Source organism: Synechococcus sp. GEYO (genome assembly GCF_900473955.1).
Lineage (GTDB): Bacteria > Cyanobacteriota > Cyanobacteriia > PCC-6307 > Cyanobiaceae > Synechococcus_C.
Genome location: NZ_UCNL01000013.1, coordinates 25,654 through 45,512 on the forward strand (window position 1 = coordinate 25,654; position 19,859 = coordinate 45,512).

The 19,859-nt window shown below is 59.8% G+C and carries 23 protein-coding genes; 12 read left to right on the top strand and 11 right to left on the bottom strand.

The window, feature by feature from the left end; all coding sequences use genetic code 11:
- Position 1: 1 nt before the first annotated feature.
- Positions 2–613, bottom strand: coding sequence for a DUF3177 family protein (locus DXY37_RS12020; RefSeq protein ID WP_115126898.1), 612 nt, complete (start codon positions 611–613; stop codon positions 2–4).
- Positions 614–683: 70 nt separating this feature from the next.
- Between DXY37_RS12020 and DXY37_RS12025 the strand changes: the two genes are divergently transcribed.
- The 4 genes from DXY37_RS12025 to DXY37_RS12040 are packed head-to-tail and all read left to right on the top strand — an operon-like array spanning position 684 to position 4,973.
- Complete coding sequence (locus tag DXY37_RS12025; protein ID WP_115127028.1) at positions 684–1,988, top strand: FIST N-terminal domain-containing protein; 1,305 nt, start codon at positions 684–686, stop codon at positions 1,986–1,988.
- Positions 1,988–2,695 (top strand): tRNA (guanosine(46)-N7)-methyltransferase TrmB, encoded by a 708-nt coding sequence (gene trmB / locus DXY37_RS12030; protein WP_115126899.1) that lies wholly within the window; start codon positions 1,988–1,990, stop codon positions 2,693–2,695. Before DXY37_RS12025 ends, trmB begins: the two co-directional genes overlap by 1 nt.
- Positions 2,695–3,993, top strand: coding sequence for an IctB family putative bicarbonate transporter (locus DXY37_RS12035; protein WP_115126900.1), 1,299 nt, complete (start codon positions 2,695–2,697; stop codon positions 3,991–3,993). The genes trmB and DXY37_RS12035 overlap by 1 nt, the downstream gene beginning before the upstream one ends.
- On the top strand, positions 3,990–4,973 hold the full coding sequence (locus tag DXY37_RS12040; protein WP_115126901.1) for a BadF/BadG/BcrA/BcrD ATPase family protein: 984 nt from the start codon (positions 3,990–3,992) through the stop codon (positions 4,971–4,973). Before DXY37_RS12035 ends, DXY37_RS12040 begins: the two co-directional genes overlap by 4 nt.
- Here DXY37_RS12040 and glmM read toward each other — a convergent pair.
- Both glmM and DXY37_RS12050 read right to left on the bottom strand, forming a co-directional pair.
- Positions 4,960–6,348: a phosphoglucosamine mutase gene (gene glmM / locus DXY37_RS12045; RefSeq protein ID WP_115126902.1), complete on the bottom strand. Its 1,389-nt coding sequence runs from the start codon at positions 6,346–6,348 to the stop codon at positions 4,960–4,962. The two genes, DXY37_RS12040 and glmM, sit on opposite strands and share 14 nt — an antisense overlap.
- An 86-nt stretch (positions 6,349–6,434) precedes the next feature.
- Positions 6,435–6,638 carry a hypothetical protein gene (locus DXY37_RS12050; RefSeq protein WP_115126903.1) on the bottom strand — a complete coding sequence of 68 codons (204 nt, stop codon included), beginning with the start codon at positions 6,636–6,638 and terminating at the stop codon, positions 6,435–6,437.
- A 25-nt stretch (positions 6,639–6,663) separates the two neighbouring features.
- Between DXY37_RS12050 and DXY37_RS12055 the strand changes: the two genes are divergently transcribed.
- Positions 6,664–8,745 (top strand): lytic transglycosylase domain-containing protein, encoded by a 2,082-nt coding sequence (locus DXY37_RS12055; protein ID WP_115126904.1) that lies wholly within the window; start codon positions 6,664–6,666, stop codon positions 8,743–8,745.
- Here the strand turns inward: DXY37_RS12055 and DXY37_RS12060 are convergent.
- A complete protein-coding gene (locus tag DXY37_RS12060; RefSeq protein WP_115126905.1) occupies positions 8,707–9,216 on the bottom strand; it encodes a hypothetical protein in 510 nt (169 codons plus the stop codon). The two genes, DXY37_RS12055 and DXY37_RS12060, sit on opposite strands and share 39 nt — an antisense overlap.
- A gap of 121 nt (positions 9,217–9,337) precedes the next feature.
- Between DXY37_RS12060 and DXY37_RS12065 the strand changes: the two genes are divergently transcribed.
- Together DXY37_RS12065 and thyX are read left to right on the top strand one after the other, a co-directional pair.
- On the top strand, positions 9,338–9,883 hold the full coding sequence (locus tag DXY37_RS12065) for a thioredoxin domain-containing protein (protein ID WP_115126906.1): 546 nt from the start codon (positions 9,338–9,340) through the stop codon (positions 9,881–9,883).
- A 68-nt stretch (positions 9,884–9,951) separates the two neighbouring features.
- Positions 9,952–10,677, top strand: a complete 726-nt coding sequence (gene thyX / locus DXY37_RS12070) for an FAD-dependent thymidylate synthase (protein WP_115126907.1) — start codon at positions 9,952–9,954, stop codon at positions 10,675–10,677.
- Positions 10,678–10,705: 28 nt separating this feature from the next.
- Here thyX and dcd read toward each other — a convergent pair whose 3' ends face one another.
- A complete protein-coding gene (gene dcd, locus DXY37_RS12075; protein ID WP_115126908.1) occupies positions 10,706–11,299 on the bottom strand; it encodes a dCTP deaminase in 594 nt (197 codons plus the stop codon).
- A complete protein-coding gene (locus tag DXY37_RS12080) occupies positions 11,299–11,907 on the bottom strand; it encodes a cob(I)yrinic acid a,c-diamide adenosyltransferase (protein ID WP_115127029.1) in 609 nt (202 codons plus the stop codon). Before DXY37_RS12080 ends, dcd begins: the two co-directional genes overlap by 1 nt.
- A 143-nt stretch (positions 11,908–12,050) precedes the next feature.
- On the opposite strand from DXY37_RS12080, the gene rph reads away from it, so the two are divergent.
- The 4 genes from rph (at position 12,051) to DXY37_RS12100 (ending at position 15,290) form a co-directional block, all read left to right on the top strand.
- A complete protein-coding gene (rph, locus tag DXY37_RS12085; protein WP_115126909.1) occupies positions 12,051–12,776 on the top strand; it encodes a ribonuclease PH in 726 nt (241 codons plus the stop codon).
- 75 nt (positions 12,777–12,851) lie between these two features.
- A complete protein-coding gene (gene ntcA, locus DXY37_RS12090) occupies positions 12,852–13,586 on the top strand; it encodes a global nitrogen regulator NtcA (RefSeq protein ID WP_067098506.1) in 735 nt (244 codons plus the stop codon).
- A 58-nt stretch (positions 13,587–13,644) separates the two neighbouring features.
- Positions 13,645–14,856, top strand: a complete 1,212-nt coding sequence (locus DXY37_RS12095) for a DUF3084 domain-containing protein (protein WP_115126910.1) — start codon at positions 13,645–13,647, stop codon at positions 14,854–14,856.
- A complete protein-coding gene (locus tag DXY37_RS12100) occupies positions 14,853–15,290 on the top strand; it encodes a resolvase (protein ID WP_115126911.1) in 438 nt (145 codons plus the stop codon). The genes DXY37_RS12095 and DXY37_RS12100 overlap by 4 nt, the downstream gene beginning before the upstream one ends.
- On the opposite strand, the gene DXY37_RS12105 is transcribed toward DXY37_RS12100, so the two are convergent.
- The 4 genes from DXY37_RS12105 to psbH are packed head-to-tail and all read right to left on the bottom strand — an operon-like array spanning position 15,268 to position 16,623.
- Positions 15,268–15,525 carry a DUF3146 family protein gene (locus DXY37_RS12105; protein ID WP_115126912.1) on the bottom strand — a complete coding sequence of 86 codons (258 nt, stop codon included), beginning with the start codon at positions 15,523–15,525 and terminating at the stop codon, positions 15,268–15,270. The genes DXY37_RS12100 and DXY37_RS12105 overlap by 23 nt on opposite strands.
- Positions 15,525–16,154 (bottom strand): aminoacyl-tRNA hydrolase, encoded by a 630-nt coding sequence (pth, locus tag DXY37_RS12110; RefSeq protein WP_115127030.1) that lies wholly within the window; start codon positions 16,152–16,154, stop codon positions 15,525–15,527. The genes DXY37_RS12105 and pth overlap by 1 nt, the downstream gene beginning before the upstream one ends.
- Positions 16,155–16,160: 6 nt before the next feature.
- Positions 16,161–16,400, bottom strand: a complete 240-nt coding sequence (locus tag DXY37_RS12115; protein ID WP_115126913.1) for a TatA/E family twin arginine-targeting protein translocase — start codon at positions 16,398–16,400, stop codon at positions 16,161–16,163.
- A gap of 22 nt (positions 16,401–16,422) precedes the next feature.
- Positions 16,423–16,623, bottom strand: a complete 201-nt coding sequence (psbH, locus tag DXY37_RS12120; protein ID WP_066904734.1) for a photosystem II reaction center phosphoprotein PsbH — start codon at positions 16,621–16,623, stop codon at positions 16,423–16,425.
- An 86-nt stretch (positions 16,624–16,709) separates the two neighbouring features.
- Between psbH and psbN the strand changes: the two genes are divergently transcribed.
- The gene (gene psbN / locus DXY37_RS12125) at positions 16,710–16,850 is read left to right on the top strand and encodes a photosystem II reaction center protein PsbN (protein WP_115126914.1); all 141 of its coding nucleotides are present in this window, start codon (positions 16,710–16,712) and stop codon (positions 16,848–16,850) included.
- Here psbN and DXY37_RS12130 read toward each other — a convergent pair.
- Positions 16,838–19,828: an alpha-mannosidase gene (locus tag DXY37_RS12130; protein WP_115127031.1), complete on the bottom strand. Its 2,991-nt coding sequence runs from the start codon at positions 19,826–19,828 to the stop codon at positions 16,838–16,840. The two genes, psbN and DXY37_RS12130, sit on opposite strands and share 13 nt — an antisense overlap.
- Positions 19,829–19,859: the final 31 nt, after the last annotated feature.

Here is a 19,859-nt window from a genome sequence, read left to right on the forward strand (position 1 = left end):
ATCAGAAATCCCCCGCGACACGTCCCTGCTTGGGAAGACGCACCAGAGCCCACTGCAGCAGACCGACGACGTAAGCCACAAGAGCCACATAGCCGATGAAGGCCGCCACGGCCATCGTCCACTCACCACCGAAGACGAAGTCGAACACACGCTCAGCGACTCGATGCAGCCCCTGGGGCGCCTCCAGCCAAAGCCGACAGGAATCGGTCTCGAGCTGACGGGTGCAACCCAGTGCAGAACCCGACATCACAGCGGCGAACAAGGCGAAGAGTGTGAGGGCCCATCGCCAGACCCGCACCGTGAACGGCAGAGCGCGCCCCGGAGGGCTATCGGCCAGCTCCTCATTGAGGTCAACCCAGAACCAAAGAGACGCAGCCATCAGCAGAGGCGCCAGAAATGCCGTGAAATAGCCGATAGGCCGTTGATCAGTCAGCAACAGCACGCTGATCGCCAGCAGACTTGCCACTTTCCAGTAGATCCCTAGCAACCTCACCAAGGCAGGGTCGCGTCGAAGCCCCGACCAGATCAGAAGCACAAGCGGAATGCCCAAAGCAATCGTCGCCCCGAGGCGATAGGTGAGCCACACCAGGGTGCGTGTTGTGAAATCGGACACCGACCAGGGACATCAGAAGGCCATTATCACGGTCATCCAGCAGGTCAACAGGATTGGTAAGGTCCAATCCATGGTTCCGTTCAATCCTCTCGACTGGTTCCGGAGCCGCGGGCTGCAGGCTCAATGCCGACATGCCCTGTCCAGCAAGTCTTCTCTTGAAGATGCTGCAAGGGAAGTCACCAGTGCTCTGGGCTCGAATGAGGCCGATCTGGCCCTCGTGTTCATCTCGAGTCATTTCGCGAGCGATCTGACCCGCCTACTGCCGCTGTTGCAAAAACGCCTGAACGCCAAACACTGGCTCGGATGTCTGGGCGGTGGTGTCGTTGGCACCACAACCGCAGGCAAAGCCCATGAAGTAGAACGCACGCCAGCACTCAGCGTCAGTCTCCTTAACCTTCCTGGAGCTGAACTGAACAGCTTCCGTCTCGACAGCAGCCAACTGCCCGATCTTGATGGAGCCGCCCAGAACTGGCAGGACTGGGTGGGGGTGAACCCTGACCACAGCCGTTCAATGCTGCTGCTGCTCGATCCCGGCTGTCATGCCATCAACGATCTCGTGAGCGGACTGGATTACGCCTACCCCGGCATCGCCAAAGTCGGAGGCATCGCCGTACCTCACAACGCCGATCATGGTTCTCTGCTCTATGGAGATCAGGTCATCGGTGGCGCGGTAGGACTGAGCATCGGCGGCACCTGGAGCCTGGATCCAGTGGTCGCCCAGGGATGCCGACCGATTGGACCGGTCTTCGCCATCGAACAGGCTCAACGCAACGTTCTGCTCGAACTGAGCGACGGTGATCGCAGGGCCAGTCCAGTGGCCTGCTTACAGCGCGTGCTTGCCGATCTCAGCGCCGAAGACAGGGAATTGGTGCAGCACTCACTGTTTCTGGGTGTGGAGCGGGAGCATTTCATTGCCGATGCCATGCTCGCTGGCCTGAATCAGGGTGGCGTCTCAACTGATCGCCCCGAAAGGTCCTTTCTGGTGCGCAATCTGATCGGCGTGGATCCACGCAACGGCGCGGTTGCCGTTGCCGATCGCGTGCGTGCCGGACAAAACGTGCAGTTCCAGCTGCGTGAAGCGCAGGCCTCAAGACAGGAAGCCCGCCAGCTGTTGCAGACCAGACGCGATCAAGGCAGCGACGCCACACCGTTAATGGGACTCCTCTTCGCATGTCTGGGCCGGGGCAACGGCTTGTTTGGCAGCCCCGATGGCGATGTCAGCATCGCTCGCGATGTGTTTCCACAACTCCCGGTTGCCGGCAGCTTCTGCAACGGCGAAATCGGCCCCCTGGGAGGAGCCACGCATTTTCATGGCTACACCGCCTGCTGGGGCCTGTTGCGCTGCGATCCTTCCGAAGGTGCAACGCGATCCTGATGCGGCAGCACGTCAATCCCCTCAGCCGCTTCTTTCAGCTGCCTCTGGAATTGCCCGGTCCCGATCAGCTGTTTGACATCGCCAATCGCCCCATCCATTTGGACATCGGCTGCGCCCGGGGCGTCTGTCTACTTGAGCTGTCAGCACTGAAACCAGACTGGAATCATCTGGGTGTGGAAATCAGGCGTCCGCTCGTGCTGGCAGCCCAGCGTGACCGCGACAAACTCGAGCGTCACAATCTCCATTACCTCTTTTGCAATGCCAACATCAGCCTTGAGGGCTGGCTTGCGGAGCTGACCGCGGATCAACTGCAGCTGGTGAGCATCCAGTTTCCGGATCCCTGGTTCAAGCGGCGACACCGCAAGCGCCGGGTGATGCAACCCTCGCTACTGCTCGCCATCGCTGCCGCTCTCAGTCCCAGTCGCGAGCTGTTTCTGCAAAGCGATGTTCTGGAAGTGGTGGAACCGATGGTCACACTGGTCGAACTGAGCGGTTGCTTCGACCGCCCCGACGAAGACACGCGTCCCTGGCGCACCAACAACCCTCTACCGGTGCCTACCGAACGCGAACGCTACGTGCAAGAGCAGGGCCTTCCTGCCTACAGAGTGCTTTACCGGCGCAACGAACAGCCACTGCCAGAGCTGAAAGAACTGGAGATCGCCTGGCAACGGGTCGATAATCCCGCTGATGTTCCTCTCAATCACTGATGGCTGAGGCTTCGGCCCCTACCCCTTGGTTGCTGCGCTGGCAAGGACTTCTACCAGGTTCAGCGGCACAGCAGAAGCGCCTAAGCGATCTGGCGGGGATCGTCCTGATCCTGCTGATGGCCGGACTTCCAGTCCTCACGCGTGCTGGTCTGGGCCTGATCGTGCTGGCCTGCGGAGCCCTTTGGGTGCTCTGGTCACTCACCAGAACTCCCTCTCACATCGGCTCGATCAGTGGCTGGCTGCTCCTATTCCTGGCTGTGGCCGTTCTGGCCACAGGTCTTTCACCGGTCCCGAGCGCCGCCGCCAAAGGTCTGCTCAAACTGATCAGCTACCTTGGGGTCTATGCCCTGATGCGCCAGCTACTGAGTGTCGGGCCTCAGTGGTGGGACCGCTTGGTGGCGGCATTGCTTGGCGGATCTTTGCTGAGCAGCCTGCTGGCATTACGCCAGCTGTATGCCACCACAGAGGAATTGGCTCGCTGGGCCGATCCCAACTCGGTGGCGGAGGGCACCATCCGCATCTACGGGCCACTGGGCAATCCCAATCTCCTGGCGGGGTACCTGGTGCCAATCCTGCCCATTGCCGTCGTGGCAATGATTCGCTGGCGTGGCTGGGGGGCCAGGCTCTACGCAGCCACAGCAGTGGTCCTCGGCTGCGCTTCAACGCTGTTCAGCTATAGCCGCGGTGGCTGGCTTGGGATTGTGGCTTCAGTCGGTGTGCTGATGCTGCTCCTGCTGCTTCGGTACATCCGAAACTGGCCAGCGCTCTGGCGACGGCTTCTTCCCCTCGCCCTGCTCGTCATTACTGGCGTGGTACTGGCCGTTGCCGCCACACAGGTGGAACCGATCCGTACCAGAGTCGCCAGCCTGCTGGCAGGTCGAGGCGACAGTTCCAACAATTTCCGGATCAACGTCTGGCTCGCGGCGATCGACATGATCCAAGATCGTCCTTGGCTGGGCATCGGCCCTGGCAATGCAGTCTTCAACAGCGTTTACCCCCTTTACCAGCAACCGAAATTCAACGCTCTCAGTGCCTATTCAGTGCCGCTTGAAATCCTGGTTGAGACCGGCATCCCTGGCCTGCTCGCCTGTCTGGGGCTAGGGGTTGCCAGCCTTCGTAACGGTTGGCGTGCCATGACTGCAGACGCAGAGCTTGCTCTTCCCTGCCTGGGCTGCCTCGCAGCCATCGCTGGTCTGCTAATCCAGGGTGCTGCCGACACCATCTTCTTCCGTCCTGAAGTGCAAATCAGCGGCTGGTTTTGCCTGGCCACCCTGAGCCAAATGCGCCGAGAGCCTTGAACAAGCAAGTTCCCATCCTGGCTGGATTTGATGCCGGACAGACCCAATGCCGTTGCCGATTGAGTGCTTGGGAGAACGGCAAACTTCGAACGGTCGGCGATGGTTCAGGGCCAGGAGTGAGCCATCTGGATGCTGCTGACGGAGAAGAGCGCTTTCGTTCTGCCATCCGCTTCAGCCTCGACAGAGCCCGACTCGACTGGACTCAGCGATGCGGTCGGGAACCCAACAAGTCAGAGCCAATCTTTGCTGCAGCCATTGGAGCCAGTGGCATCGAGGCTGGAACGCCCCTGCAGGAGAGGGGAGGAGCGCTACTCGCTTCAGAACTGCAACTGCCCGAAGCCCGCTGTCTGGCAACCGGCGATGAACGCACCGCCTTGCGAGGCGCATTCCCCGATCAGGCGGGCATCGTGCTGATCAGCGGCACCGGAATGATCGTGGTGGGCCGCAACGCCAACGGTCGCGAGCATCGTTGCGGTGGCTGGGGCTGGCGTCTGGATGGCGCAGGCTCCGCCTTTGATATCGGCCACGAGGCGCTTCAACTCAGCGTGAAGATGGCCGATGGCCGTGCTCCTGATGGGACCCTGCGCCAACGGCTCTGGGATGCGCTGAGCTGTCGCAGCGCCGCCGACCTCAAAGCACTCTTGGTCAGCCCAAACCATGGGGTTGCCGACCACGCGAGGCTGGCACCGCTGGTCGACGAAGCAGCCGCACAAGGAGATACCGCTGCTCGGGCAATCCTGCAACGATCTGCCTCCGCACTCGCTCAGGCAGCAGCAGCCACCGCGAAGGCACTCGATCTACACACCCCATCACTAGCTGCACGCGGGGGAGCACTGGAGCACTTGGCGGAGTTCCGCCAACTCGTTCACCAAACAGTGTTCGACTTACTACCAGGGAGCAACTGGCCATCGGCACCAGGGGATGCCTGTGATGGTGCACTGGCCTGCGCAGTGGATCGTTCCCCCCTTAAGCCACATTGAGATGGCGGTCAGCCGCTTCAGCCAAGCGACCGGTCCAGAGATCCACCACATCCGCCTCGGCCGCTTCCACCATCACCCGCAAAAGAGGCTCGGTGCCACTTGCGCGCACCAGCACCCTGCCGTCTTCGGCCATCGAGCGTTCTGCTTCGTCGACCAGCTCTCGCAGCTGAGCGCACTCGGCCCAACCCTTACGACGGTTGAGGTCTGTCACCCTGACGTTCACCAACTTTTGTGGATAGGCCTGGAAGCTGCGATCCAGCCAGTCCGCGAGAGTCATCTGCTGGCCATGGCAAAGGGTGGCGAGCTGAAGCGCCGTGAGAACCCCATCACCGGCGAGTCCATGGGCAGAAGAGAGGATGTGGCCGGACTGTTCCCCACCCAGGGCTGCACCACTACTCACCATGGCCGCGTGCACATGCTGATCGCCGACAGGAGTCCGCTCCAGCTGACCACCTCTGGCCTGCCAGGCCCGCTCAAATCCGAGGTTGGACATCACCGTGGCCACCAGGCGCTGATCAGGCAGAGATCCGCTGTCTTGAAGCACAGACCCCCAGAGATAAAGCACATGGTCACCATCAACCACGCGACCACGACCATCCACTGCAAGCATTCGATCGGCATCACCGTCGAAGGCGAAGCCCATGGCCGCACCGCGTTCGATCACCGCCTCGCGCAGCGGTCCGAGATGGGTGGATCCACAGCCCACATTGATGCGTTCGCCGTCGGCGATGCCGTGCAGCACGGTGAGATCGGCCCCAAGTGCGCGGAAGACCTCTGCACCGCAGGCGGTTGCTGAACCCCAGCACAGATCGAGCACGATCGGTACCCCATCCAAACGTTGATGCTGAACGCTGCTCAGCAGACTGTCGCGATAGTGCTGCAGCAATTCAGCGCGGTGGCTTGCAGCGCCACAACCGCTCATCGGCCCAGCAGCATCAGCCTCTCCACGTAGACCGGATTCGATGCGGCGTTGCAACGCGGAGCCCAGCTTGCTGCCGTCTGGCCCAAACACCTTGATGCCGTTGTCTTCCGGCGGGTTGTGACTTGCAGAAACCATCAGTCCGCCTGATGCCTGAAAGCGACGGACCAGACCGGGAACTGCAGGTGTGGGGCAAAGGCCAAGAGTCCAGACTTCACGACCTGCAGCAGTCAGACCGGCGGTCAGAGCGGCCACAACCATCGAACCGCTGCAGCGGGAATCCATCCCGATCAGAACGGGACCATCGGGCGGCAAGACACGCCCGCACCAGAAACCCACCTGCAACGCCAAAGCGGGTGTGATCGCTGTACCGACACGACCCCGCAGACCATCAGTCCCGAAACTGACCTCAGGGGAGTGAAGTGAACCGAGCGGCTGGGCGGCGGAAGAGGCCATGTGGTCTCATTTGTGGACTGAACCTTAAGAGCCCTGAGACAGCCGATCACTGAACCAGTGACAGGGCCACAGCCGCACGATGCCAATCAGTTCCATCGCTGGGGCACAAGCAGCAGAGCTGCCAGTTCCAGCAGAGCCCATAAACCCATCATCAGCACCACCCAGCCAGGCAACCACTGCAATGGCCAGAGCCAGCGCAGGCCCCAAACCGCAAAAGCCATTCCTAAAGCCACAACCAGGCGCAAGCGTTGGCGCTGGCCAGGTCGCTGTTGCCGACGCTGAGCAACCATCCAGTTCGATCCTGCTGGGCACAGAATGCCAGCAGTTTCCAGCCACGGCTTGAACACTCGAGAGACCCGCGGACCGCTACTTCTCGGCGGCACCACGCTTCTGACTGTTCTGGCAATCTTGGGTGGTCGTGTGCTCTTGCGCAGTCAACACCATCCGATCACGCCGGAGCTGAGTGATGCGCAGCTCTGGACGCACTACCGCTGGTCCGGGAACCCTGAGCAGCGGCGCGAAGCCGCCCTGATGCTGGGCAGCCGCAGCGGCGAGTCTCCACAACGGCGCAGACGCCTCCTCACCGGCCAGGGCTGGGGGCCAGCTCCAATGGCCGCTGTGGCTTTGAAACAACAAGCTCTGGCGGCAAAGTCACTGGGCCGCGATCAGGAGGAGCAACAACACTGGCGTGATCTACTTCGACGTTTCCCAACGTCAACGGCCAGTGCCGATGCCCGCTATCACCTTGCTGATCACCAACCGAAACTGAAGGAGGAGCTACTCAGACTTCAACCCGGCCATCCAGCCTCTCTGGCGGCTGCCGCAGAACTGCCGGACGACGCCGACCAAGCCTTGATCCAATCCAGTGCCTTGCATCTGGCACGCTGGGGAGCCAGCTGGCCTGGAGCGGATCGGCTGCTTCGCAAGGCCTGTGGCGCCATCACAGGGGTAGGACTTAAGCAGCAGCAGCGGCTGAAACTGGCAGCGGCCCTGGCTGAGCTTGGTGATAGCCAGTCCGCTGAACTTTGCCTACAGGGAACACCCCTGGCACCGCCTCAGGCACTGTCGATCGGGCGCACACTACTTCGAGGCAATGAGAAACAACAGCAACGCGGTGAAGCGATGTTGCTGCAGCTTGCCAAGGATCATCCAGACAGCCAGGAGGCACTGAACTCCGCAGCGCTGCTGAGCGAGCCTTTGCGTCCGAAACAGGCATTGATCGATGCTTTGCCTGAATCTCTCCAAAAACGATCAGCCGATGTGGCCGCAGCCCGGGTTCGTCTCGCAGGGGGCGAAGGAGGGCTGGTGGTGCTGCAACGCTGGCCAGGCCATCCAGCCAGCTGGCAACTGCAGTGGGATCTCGCTCGCGAAGCATTGCTCACAGGTGAGTGGGAACTGGCACGGTCATGGCTGACTGCGATTCCCGCGGAACAACTGCCTGACCCCTTGCGTGCGCGCCAACAATTCTGGCTGGGGATGAGCATGGGCAAGCTTGGAGATCGCAAAGGTGGCCAAGAGATCTGGCAGTCGCTGACGCGTCAGCAGCCACCCGGCTATTACACCTGGCGAGCTCAGGCCAGGCTGGGATCTGGAAACCTGCCGGCTCTCTCGGGCGGCAAGATCCTTGCGGCTACAAAGGCTGAACGCCTGAAATCTGTTCAACGCTGGAGCCCTCTCAACAGCGGCAGTCCCTTGGTTGACCAGCTCTGGCGCCTTGAGATGCATCAGGAAGCCTGGGAAACCTGGCGCAGCGCAGCAGCAAACGCCACTCCATCCCCGCAACAGCTCCTACTGGAGGGACGACTGCGGCTAGGGGTGAATGACCACTGGACCGGTCTCAACCGTTTGTGGCGAGCCAATCTGAGACTGGTGTCCCCAGCCTGCGAGGCACGTCAGCTACTGCACAACAGCCTTCACCCCCGACCGCTCCTGCCTCTGTTCCTTGCAGCTTCAGAGCAAGAAGAGGTGCGATTGGAGCTGCTTCTGGCTATTGCTCGACAGGAATCTCGTTTCTCCCCAGGTGTGGCTTCACCCGTTGGTGCCGTGGGACTGTTGCAGCTGATGCCGACCACTGCGGCCGAAGTGGCGGGCGAAAAGCTCAGTGCCGCTCAATTGCGCGAGCCAGACCGCAGTGCAGTGCTCGGGGCTCGCTACTTAGGAGGTCTCCTGCACCAATGGCAGGGCAATCCCTGGCTGACGGTTGCCAGCTACAACGCCGGGCCTGGGGCAGCGGAATCTTGGGTCAGTGGTGAACTTGATGAAGACCCTGAGCTGTGGGTCGAACGCATTCCATACCCTGAAACCCGTCTCTACACCAAGAAGGTGCTCGGCAATCTCTGGGCGTACCTGAACAACAGTTCAACCAACGATGCCAGCACTGATCGCTGCAGCCAGTGAACTCGGGGGATCGGGCAGATCATGGCCAATCCAGATGCCTCCGATCACGATCACTGCAAGCCAGAACGCCATCAGTTGCGGAGGCGGAACCACTTTGATGCGACTGAGATCGAGGCGCGCCAGCAATGTCGCAGACCCCAAAATCAACACATCCGACAACAAGCTCAGACTGAGAACGTAGAGCCCCACTGTGATTAACAGCGTGAGCGTGACCACCAGGCTGAGCACGCGACTCGACGCCATCAGCATTGACAGCTGACGGAGCAGTAGGTCGGGCATGGTGCAGATCACCACCACCACGACCGCCTGAATCATCTCTAACGCCCAGAAAGTGCTCACCGAAATCGAATGGGCCTGGGCCAGCCAAGCCTCCTGGATCGCCCAGTGATGGCCCAGGAACAGCGACACCACGAACAGAACGATCAGCAGCGGAGCCCGAAGCGGTAACAGCAGGAAACGCAAGACGGACATCGGCTTGGAGGCAGATTCGCGGCGGACAAACGTCGATCAACGACGCGATCATCTGCGGTCAAACGCTAGCAACAGCAAGCGGTTTGTCCTGTCAGAGTGGTGGCATTGATGTCAGTCCGCGATGACCGACAGCGCTTCAAGCTCCAGCCTCAGCACAATGCAGAAAGTTCTACTGCTGGTCTCAGCCCTGGTCCTGGCTGTCAGCCTTTTCCTGGTGCGCAACGGCGGTTCCATCGAATCGCCACTTGATCAGCTCGCCAGACGGTCGTTATCGCCAGAAGTGGCACTCAGCAACGGTAGGCCCACAATCCTCGAGTTCTATGCCGACTGGTGTGAGGTCTGCCGCGAAATGGCTCCAGCGATGCTGGAGGTCGAACAAAGTCACAGTGCCGACCTGGATGTGGTTCTGGTCAACATCGACAATCCGCGCTGGCTTGACCTGACCGATCGCTACGACGTTACTGGGATCCCTCAGCTGAATCTGTTCTCCGCAGACGGCACAATGCGGGGTCGCTCGCTCGGAGCACGCACTGAAACCGAGCTGAATTCGATCGCCAATGCCTTGATCGACGGCAGCCCAATTCCAGCTCTCACTGGCGTGGGCAGCACGAGTGCTCTACCGCAAACCGCCTTGGCGGATTCCACCGGTCCAAGAAGCCACTCCTAAATGCGGTCGATGCTGACCGGAGAGGCGATGATCGACCGAACATCCCGTACCCGCAACCTCAAAACCTCATGGATTCCCGCTTCCGGGTCGAACTGATCGCCGCCACGCCCAATCCTCAACAGAGCGTGTATGCCGGCATGCACCAGGACTACAGCGAAGGGTTCGTGGTGATGGAACGCGACCAGTGGCCGAACGAAACGAGGGCTGGAGAAATTTGCATCAAGCGGTTGCTTGGTGGAATGAAGGGCCATTACGGCCCACTGGAACATGCTCAGATCGTGTTGAACGTTGGCTGGTTCCCTCACTCGGTCATGCAGCAGGCGCGAACCCACCGAGTGGGCGTGAGCTTTGATGTGCAATCGATGCGTTACACGGGTGAGCGCATCTGTAGAGCAGCTGAAGGGAAACTCGATCTCGAGGAAGTGTTCTACCTGCGGCCGGTCGGGGAATACCGAGACCGACTAGGCAAGAAATACACCTACGTCGATGAGCAACGAAGCATTGATCTCAAACTCTGCCAACAAGCCGCGGAGCGCTATCGCGATCTGTTGCGCGATGGCTTTTCCGAGGAACATGCCCGTGGGATCCTTCCGTTCGACTACCGACAACACTTTGTTGTCAGCTTCAGTCTTCGAGCCTTCCTTCACTTCCTAGACCTACGTTCGAAACTCGACGCGCAACAGGAAATCAGAGAGCTTTGTGACCTGATGTGGCCCCATCTTCAAAACTGGGCACCTGAGTTTGCTGACTGGTACGAGAAAAATCGCTTGCACAAGGCGCGCCTGGCGCCCTGAATCGGAAGACGATCGCGACCCGCCTGACTTAAACCTTGGCCAGTGTTACCCGCTCGGGTTGATGCTGGTATTTACCCTGCCGATCGCTGTAAGTGGTGTCGCAGGGATCGCCTTCAAAGAACAACAGCTGGCAGATGCCTTCATTGGCATAGATGCGGCAGTCAGCTCCTGAACTGTTACTGAATTCAAGCGTGAGATGCCCTTCCCAGCTGGCTTCAGCCGGTGTGGTGTTCACAATGATGCCTAGCCGCGCATAGGTGCTCTTACCAAGGCAGATCACGGTGATGTTCGGCGGAACTTTCATCTTTTCAAGAGCCACTCCCAGGCCGTAGGAATGAGCGGGAAGGATGAAATAGTCACCATCGTCATCATGGTGAAGCTCGGTTGGTTCAAGGTTTCCAGGATTGAACCGCTTGGGGTTCATCACAGTTCCAGGAACATGCTTGAAGATCAGAAATTCCTGAGGCGACAACCGCAGGTCGTAGCCATATGAGGAACATCCGAAGCTGAGCACAGGTGCCAGCTTCTGCTCAGGGTCGAGATGGCGAATCAACCCTTTCTGGAAGGGTTCGAGCATGCCAGCGGCAGCCTGTTCAGTGATCCAACGGTCATTTTTGAGCATCAGAAACCTTTGCGCAGTTCCGTCACTTGGTCGGCTAATCCCATGAGAGAGTCCGGAATCGACGGTCCTGTGATGATCACATCCATGGAACCAGGACGTGCATCCAGGCCTTCACGAACCTCAGATTCGTTGAGGTAGCCGAGATCTATGGCCAAGCCAAGTTCATCCAAAACCAACTGATCAAGATCGCCGCTAGCCAGGTGGCGACGACAGATCTGCCAGACCGCTTGGACAGCATCCACAGTTGTGGGGTCTGCTGAGCTGGCCTGATCCGAAAGACATCCCATCACAGCAGGTCTCATCCAGACCATGCGATCGCAAAGAGTGATCGCCGCATTAGGGCCCTGAGCCACACCACCTTTGAGGAACTGCATCACTGCAACACGACTACCAAGCCCAGCAGAACGCAAGGCTTGACTCAAAACTGTCCCGAAACTTCCTCGATAAGGGGCGGTATGCACATGCAACTGCCCTTCTGGAGCCACCAGATGCAGGGGCTGCTGTGGCTGGAGCGATGGCAGAGGATGCAAACCCGCACGGTTCAGAACCCGATGATCGGCACCGCTCTGCTGGCGGGGTCGATGGCTTGGGCTCAGGCTGGCGGTCATCTCGGTCGCTTCCATGTGACTGGAATCGAATCGACCCAGCGGAATTTGAATCTAGCGGCGAAAGCGCAAATCACAATCCCTTTGACACCATCCCTGGTGTCTCTACGCCAACTGGCAGGCTCAAGATCCCGATCCGGTTCCCCATGAACGAGACCCAGCGCAACGATGGCCGCCAACCCGCCGACCTCAGGTCCTTCTCGATCGACTGGGATCCCATGGGCTTCGCTCTGAGCTCTGTGATAGTGCACACCGGACGCACCACCGTGCTCTGCAGCGTCTGCCATGAAGAAGGCGTCCCGCGCTGGCGACGGGATCAGGGCCTGGGATGGCTCAGCGCTGAATATCGCCTGCTGCCGGGATCCACCCCTGATCGCCAGCGCAGGGAACTGATGAAACTGTCAGGACGTACCCAGGAGATCCAGCGCCTGATCGGCCGCAGTCTTCGCGCGGCAATCGACATGAAGGCGTTGGGTGAGAACACCCTGCTGATCGACTGCGATGTGATTCAGGCGGATGCGGGAACACGGACTGCAGCGATTACGGGGGCATGGCTCGCCCTGCAAAAGGCCTGCGAGCGGTTGGTTGCACAAGGTCGCATCAGCACTCATCCGGTCATCAACCAGGTGGCGGCTGTCTCTGTGGGACTGATCGAGGGGCATGCTCTGCTGGACTTGGACTACAGCGAAGACAGTCGGGCAGATGTGGATCTCAATGTGGTGATGAACAACTCCGGCGACCTATTGGAGTTGCAGGGCACTGCCGAAGGTGCACCATTCAGTCGCCAGCAGCTCAACAGCCTTCTGGACCTTGCCGAACCAGGGTTGACGCAGCTCATGGCTGCACAGCTGGATGCGCTCCATGAAGACTGAGCCAGGAGAACCGTGTTCGTTGCTACAGGGTGACCGCGCATCGCTCCTTAACTTCCCCGCATTGATGCGTTGGTCATGGCCGAAGTAATGCGCGGCTTTAGTCGGACTGCTCCCCAGCCTGGGCGTTCTGCAGAAACAAGCCTGACCAATGCGCCCAACCCTGCCAGCCGCACCCTGCTGGAAGTGATCCGTGATCTGGAAGGTGCCAGCACCGAAATGGTGGAACGGAACAAGACCATCTTTTTCCCAGGAGACCCGGCCGAGCGCGTCTATCTGATCCGACGAGGAGCTGTGCGTTTATCGAGGGTTTATGAGTCGGGTGAAGAGATCACCGTTGCCCTGCTGAGAGAAAACAGCCTGTTTGGCGTTCTCTCACTGCTCACCGGACATCGCTCCGATCGGTTTTATCACTCCGTGGCCTTCACCAGAGTGGAAATGGTGACAGCCCCAGCGAGCTCTGTACGCCAGGCGATCGAAGCGAACACCAGCGTGGGATTGCTTTTACTTCAGGGTCTCTCCAGCCGAATTCTGCAGACCGAGACGATGATTGAAACCCTCACGCACCGGGACATGTCCTCCCGGTTGGTGAGTTTTCTGCTTGTCCTCTGCAGAGACTTCGGGATGCCTGGCCCCCAGGGCATCACCATTGACCTGCGTTTGTCTCATCAGGCCATCGCTGAAGCGATCGGATCCACGCGTGTCACGATCACGCGTCTACTTGGCGATCTACGCAATTCAGGGCTGGTCGAAATTGACCGCAAGAAGATCACTGTTCTGGATCCGATTGCACTAGCCAAACGTTTCAGTTAACCCCGCGACAGGTGAAGATGGGCAGCACCTCAGCGGCCTGCCGCATGTTTGACGCATCGTGACCGGCTGGCTGCTGCTGCTTTCCCTGCTGATCCTCGGGGGCGTGCTCTCCACTCTTGGTGACCGACTGGGTTCGAGGGTCGGCAAAGCCCGGCTGAGCCTTTTCGGTCTTCGCCCACGTCAAACCGCGGTGGTGATCACTGTGCTCACGGGGAGCCTGATTAGTGCCTTGTCGCTTGGGCTGATGCTGCTGGTGAGCCGCCAGCTGCGCGTTGGTCTGTTTGAACTCAATGACCTCGAAGCCCGCCTGCGCAGCAGCCGCTCAGACCTGAAGGGAAGCCGCAAGGCTCAGCGCAAGGCACGGCAGCAACTCGAAGAGGCTCGGGCCGATGAAATCAAAGCCAGAAAGATCCTGGCGGATGCGCAGGCACGAGCCGGGGAGCTGCGCAGCACACTTCAACCCCTTCAGGAGCAGACACGCCGACTTGAGGCAGAACGGCAGAGACTCAGCCAGGACGTGCGCAACCGCGATGCGGAAATCCAACGCACGGATGATGAACTTCGAGCAGTGCGTCAACGCATCAGCTCAGGCGAAGCGGAGCTCCAGCAATTGGAGAAGAACCTGATAGCGCTGCGACGTGGAGATGTGGCCATCAGCAGTGGCCAGCCGCTGGCCACTGTCACGCTCAAGCTGGATCGTCCTGATCAAGCCCGGCAAGTGATTGACCAGGTGCTGCGGGAAGCCAATCTGCAGGCTTTTCAGAAGGTTCTGCCCGAACAGGCTCCTGATCGTCAGATCATCCTCGTACCCCGCCAGGACATTGAAAGGCTGGAACAAGCCATCCGAAAGCCTGGCACCTGGGTGGTGCTACTGCGCTCAGCGGCCAATGTGTTGCGCGGTGAGAGCGTGGTGTACGCCTTCCCGGATGTACGTCCCAATGTGGCCATCACCATTGAGGGAGAAGTTCTGGCCAAAACCACTCTTGCCAGCCAGGACACGAATCCAGAAGCGGTGCGAAACCTCATCAACCTTCTGCTGGCGTCGACTCTGTCGGAGGTGCGACGAAGAGGGTCCCTGAGTCAAGGCCTTCAATTTGATACCAACGCCGTCAACAGGCTCGCTCGGGAGCTGACCAAGCGCAGCGGTGGACGGGTTGATCTCGAGGCAATTGCGGTGCGGCGTAGTGAAACCGCTGATCCCATTGCCATCGAGCTGCGTCCAAGCCGCCCACTGCGCCCAACATCCACGCTTGAGGAAGAGAGTCCATGAACCGGATCGTCTCGGTTGACCCAGGGCGCAACAAGTGCGGCCTGGTCCTTGTCGATTGCACCAGAGACTGCGTTATCGAAGGGCACGTTGTGGCAACCGAATCGGTGCTGGACACCCTCCAGTGCTGGAGGCAGGACGCACCGATTGAATGCTTGATGCTGGGGAATGGCACAGCCAGCAACAGCTTGAGACACCAGCTTCCTGAAGATCTTCCCGTCAGAGTGGTGGATGAGCGCGGCACCACACTTCAGGCACGCAAGCGCTACTGGCAGCTATGGCCCCCAACAGGATGGCGGCGATTGATGCCCCGAGGCCTGCTGCTGCCCCCCAGCGAACTGGATGCCGTTGCAGCCCTGGTGATTCTTGAATCGGAGCTCGGCCGCAAGATCCTTTGGCCTGGTCCCGCCCCACTCAGAAACGGGCCCGCACAGTGAAGCTGTAGTCACCACCGGCTTCCAACCTGTAGTCGGATTTCACAAGAAAGCGAAGCAAGGCGTCGTGGATCAAGGCTCTGCCCAGGGAGGGCTCCACACTCAACTCCCCCCGATCAAACAACCAGTGGAAGGTCCAGGTGAAGCCACCCGCCTGAACCTCTCCTTGCAGACACTTGTCTCGGAAGCTGTGGTGGTGCACCCGAAGATGAGCCGTCGTGACAGGCAGGCGTGCCATCAGGCCGGATCGCCATCAAGATCAGGCACCAGATTCACAGCATTGATGGCGTTCCCAGCCCGATCCATGCCTTGTCGCTGAATGTGATCGAGGCCGGACAACACTTCCCTCAGTACGTCTTGGAGCAGAGGTTCCTCAGACCGGTTGAACTGACCAAGCACATGGGACACCGTGCGGGCACGCCGTTCCTCAGGATTGCGACCAGGAGCACCAATGCCGATGCGAAGGCGAGCGAACTCCTGGGTGCCGAGATGCTGAATGGTGCTTTTCAAGCCGTTATGTCCACCGGCACCACCTCGCGCACGCAGGCGCAACCGTCCGAGCGGCAAGTCCATGTCATCGACGAGCACGATCAGCTGATGAATCCCAAGATCAAACCAATCCAGCGCTGCACGGATCGAACGACCACTGTCATTCATGTAGGTCTGTGGCATCAGCAGCCTGAGTCGAGCGCTACCGGAGCCGATATCAGCGAGATCACCCTGAAGCTTTGACATCGGCTTAAAACGCCCACCCTCACGAGATGTGAGCAACTCAAGAGCCATGAATCCCACGTTGTGCCGTGTCGAGGCATATTTTTCACCGGGGTTGCCCAGACCGACCACCAGACGGAGGTCACCACGCTCGATCACCGATCAATCCTCAGAAGCCTTGGGAGACGGGGCTGGGTCTGAAGACGAGGAGGGTGGAAGTTCCTCAGGATCAGCCATCGCTTTGCTGATTTCGCGTTCGAATTCTTTGGAGGCTGTCTGAAATCCTTTCAGCGTTTTGCCGAGCGTCCGGCCAAATTCTGGCAAACGCTTCGGTCCGAACACCAAGAGCGCAACGGCTCCGATGACGGCCATCTCAGGAAGTCCGATGCCGAAGATATTCATGGAAAGTGATGAGCGTGCCGAATCAGGCGCCGCCGTTCCAGTTCACGTTGATTCCTTCAAGGATCAGAGACTGGTTATAGAGCTGAAGGATCACCAGCAGGAAAACCAGAAACAGCACCATGAAGATGCCCATAACAGGGGTGGTTCCCCAGCCGGGGACAACCTTGCCGTACTCGGAGTTGAGGGGACGGAGCAGATCGCCCAAACGAGTGCGTTGTGCCATAGCGGCCCTGAGGTCTCGGGTGAAGTTCAGTCCCGATACTGTAGGGGTCCCGGCCCTGATCAGGGCCGATCCTGTCGAGAGATGTGATGGAAAGCTCTTCCCCGGCGCTGTCGGTGTCGATCGCGGTGTTAACAGCCCTGCTTGGACTGACCGGTTTTGGCGTTTACACAGCCTTCGGACCACCCTCGAAGCGTCTGGACGATCCCTTCGACGATCACGACGACTGAGGGACTAAGCGCAGCTCTTGCAACGCACCTGGGTTAATTGTTGTGGACTGTTGTCCATCCTGAATCAACCAGCCCTGATCGCCAGGCGACCAGGTCACCCTTGCGCTCCCTGGGTTCAACAGCTGAACTAGAACGGCATGTTGAACCGCATCAGCGGATTGATCCGGTCGGATCGAGACCGGTACCAGCTGCTGAGGCAGAGCAGGGAATCCATACCAGCGACGACAGGATTTGATCGGTCCCAACCAACCCGGTTCACGAAAGCGAATCGCCGCCTGCGCAAGACCATCGCGATACCAACCGCTTGAAACAGGCATCAGTGCCAGGCGGTGACGATGTAGTCGCTGATCCGCTGATGGATCAGGCCAAGTCGGCCCACGTAGTAATGAGATTCCCAGATGATGCGGGCCGGCATCAACCCCCTGAGGGCCGTCAAGCAAGACGCCAAGCCCACCACCAGGGCCAGCTTCCTCACTGGCCAACCAGGAAATCACAGGAACCTCCCAGCGAGCATGCTCGCTGGCCGTCAAGGCAACAGCGGGTCGTTCGATCACACCGCCGCTGGTGTCCGCAGCCCAACGCACCGCTGACCTGGCAAGGGGACAGACCACGCGAAGCAGTTCATGGATCTGACGCCAGTCGATCGTCATTTGCAATTCAACGGCAGGGCTGTCGGCTCGCAGCAGCACGTCGATGCGCAGCGCACTGCTCTCGATCGAGCTGCGCATCACGACCCTGGCCACCAGCGGGCCCTGCTCCACCAACTCCAGCTGCCAATCAGCAGCCATCGGCAGTGGGTGCTGCGGATAATCCACAGCCAGATCCCAGGCATCCCAGAACTCACCCCGGTCGCGATAGCGCCGGAACTGCACTGGTTCCGAGAGCTGATCAACACCCTGCTCGTCCTGCAGGCGGGTCAGTCCCCTGCGGTCCAGCTCAAGCGTGAGCAGACCGTTGCATAGGCGCCAGCTCTGCTCGGCGATGCGCTGAACCCGAACCGAATTCCGCACAACAGGAGCAGCCATCACAGATGCTGAAGCAACGGCTGGTGCATCTGGATGACACTCCAGAGGCAGTGCCATCACCCCCTGAGCCTCCGGCAACTGCACCCACAGATCCCCACCTGGAGCAACTTGTGTTGGCAGGTTGTTGCCCTCACATGACCACCGACCGCGAGGCAGCCGCACCAGTGGAGACCAGCGCTGCAGTGGCTGCAGCCCGCACCATGCCCAGCGTTGACAAGCCTTATCAGGCGCTGAGTCCGCGGGCGACACACGACTGAGCAATTGATGAAGACCTGCAGTCCTCAGCACTGCCACACATCGGCGGGCAGCTCGCCACTGGGGCTCAGCCTGATCAAACACTTCAGGAATCGAGGTTCCAGGAAGAATGTCGTGGAACTGTTGGAACAGCAGTACCTGCCAGTCACTCCGCTGCGTGGGTTTTGCTCCAAGGGCCTCCACCAGATCAGCCTCCCGCAGCAACCGCTCCAGGGTGCGGTTGTGTCGTTTCTGATCTGGGCGAGAAGTGGCACAACCCCGATGCAGTTCCAGGTACAGCTCGTCCTTCCAGACGGGTAACGCTGACCTGAGCGGCTCAAGCTGCTTCAGGTAGTCACGCACCGTCCCAGCGCGACGTGGGGCGGCCTGTGGATGGTCTTGCCAGAGCTGCATCTCTTCCAGCATTTCCCTGGTCGGCCCACCGCCGTGATCACCAACCCCGGGCAACCACAGGGCCTGGTCGACTCCCGTGTTGACCTGAAAGCGCTGCTGTTCTTGATGCATGGCCATTGGATCGGCATCTGTGCCGATGCCTGGCAACATCAACGCCAGCAGCTCCGTGCCGCCGCGGCCGCGCCAGCGAAACAGACGGTGCGGAAAAACATTGGTGGCATTCCACGCCAACTTGTGTGTGCAGAACCAGCGAACGCCAGTGGCGTGGGCAACGGCAGGCAGCCCGGACCCAAACCCGAAACTGTCCGGCAACCAGGCCAAATCGTGAGACCACTCCGGAAACAATCTCTGACTGGACTCCTGACCCAATGAAAATTGCCGCCAAAGTGAGGCCGTGCTCACAAGCACACAGTCGGTTTCAACCCAGGGACCGTTGATGGGCTCCCAACGACCCAGACGACTGGCCTGCTGAATGCGTACAAACAATGCAGGGCGGTGGCGCTCCATCCACTCATAAAGAGCTGGGGTTGAGTGGGCGAAATGCAGCTCCGGGAAGAGCTCCATCAAGTCCAAAGCGGAGTGGAAGGTGCGTTCCGCCGCCTGCCAGGTGTCAGCAACAGGCCACAACCAGGCCAGATCCAGATGAGCATGCCCAACCCAGTGCAATCCACCAGCGGCATGAGCCAGCCCTGCAAGGTGTTGATCAACCTGAACCACCGCCTCAGTGGATAGCGGATCGCAATGAAGCCACGACTCAGGCAGCGTCTCTGCCTTGATGCCTGTGAGATCAAGAGCCTGAGGAAGCAGACATGCCTGCGGATCAACAGAGGGCACTGCGGGCTCCCGGACCAGATCACTGGTGATCAGTGCACCATCGTCATGACAAGGACTGCGCAGCTCCAGCAGCAACCTCAGGCCCGCTCCCTCATTCCAGTGAACCGGCAGCTTCCAGCGGCAACGGGTGTCGAACAGGTCCCCTTCATGCACGAGAACCCCATCCACCCAGAGACGCACCTGGTCTGCCCACCAACTGAGAACAAGCCTTTCAAGGCTGTCTTCGCACTGCTGCCAGTGCTTTGGCCAGGTGATGGTCTGCTCAATTCGCAACCAGACGCCCCCTCTTGGCCAGATCAACAGTCCACGCTTCGCCCAGTCAGGTCGATGCTGCGCTCCCCAAGGCTCTTCAAGGACGGATTGCCTGTGGAAATCACCGCATCGATGCCAAAAAGAGAGCAGATCGAGGCGGCTGCGACTTCGAAACGTTTCAATCCACGCCAATCGCCGGGGCTGTAGAGGGGGCTGCATCGTGAATTCACAACCTTGACCCATAAGATGA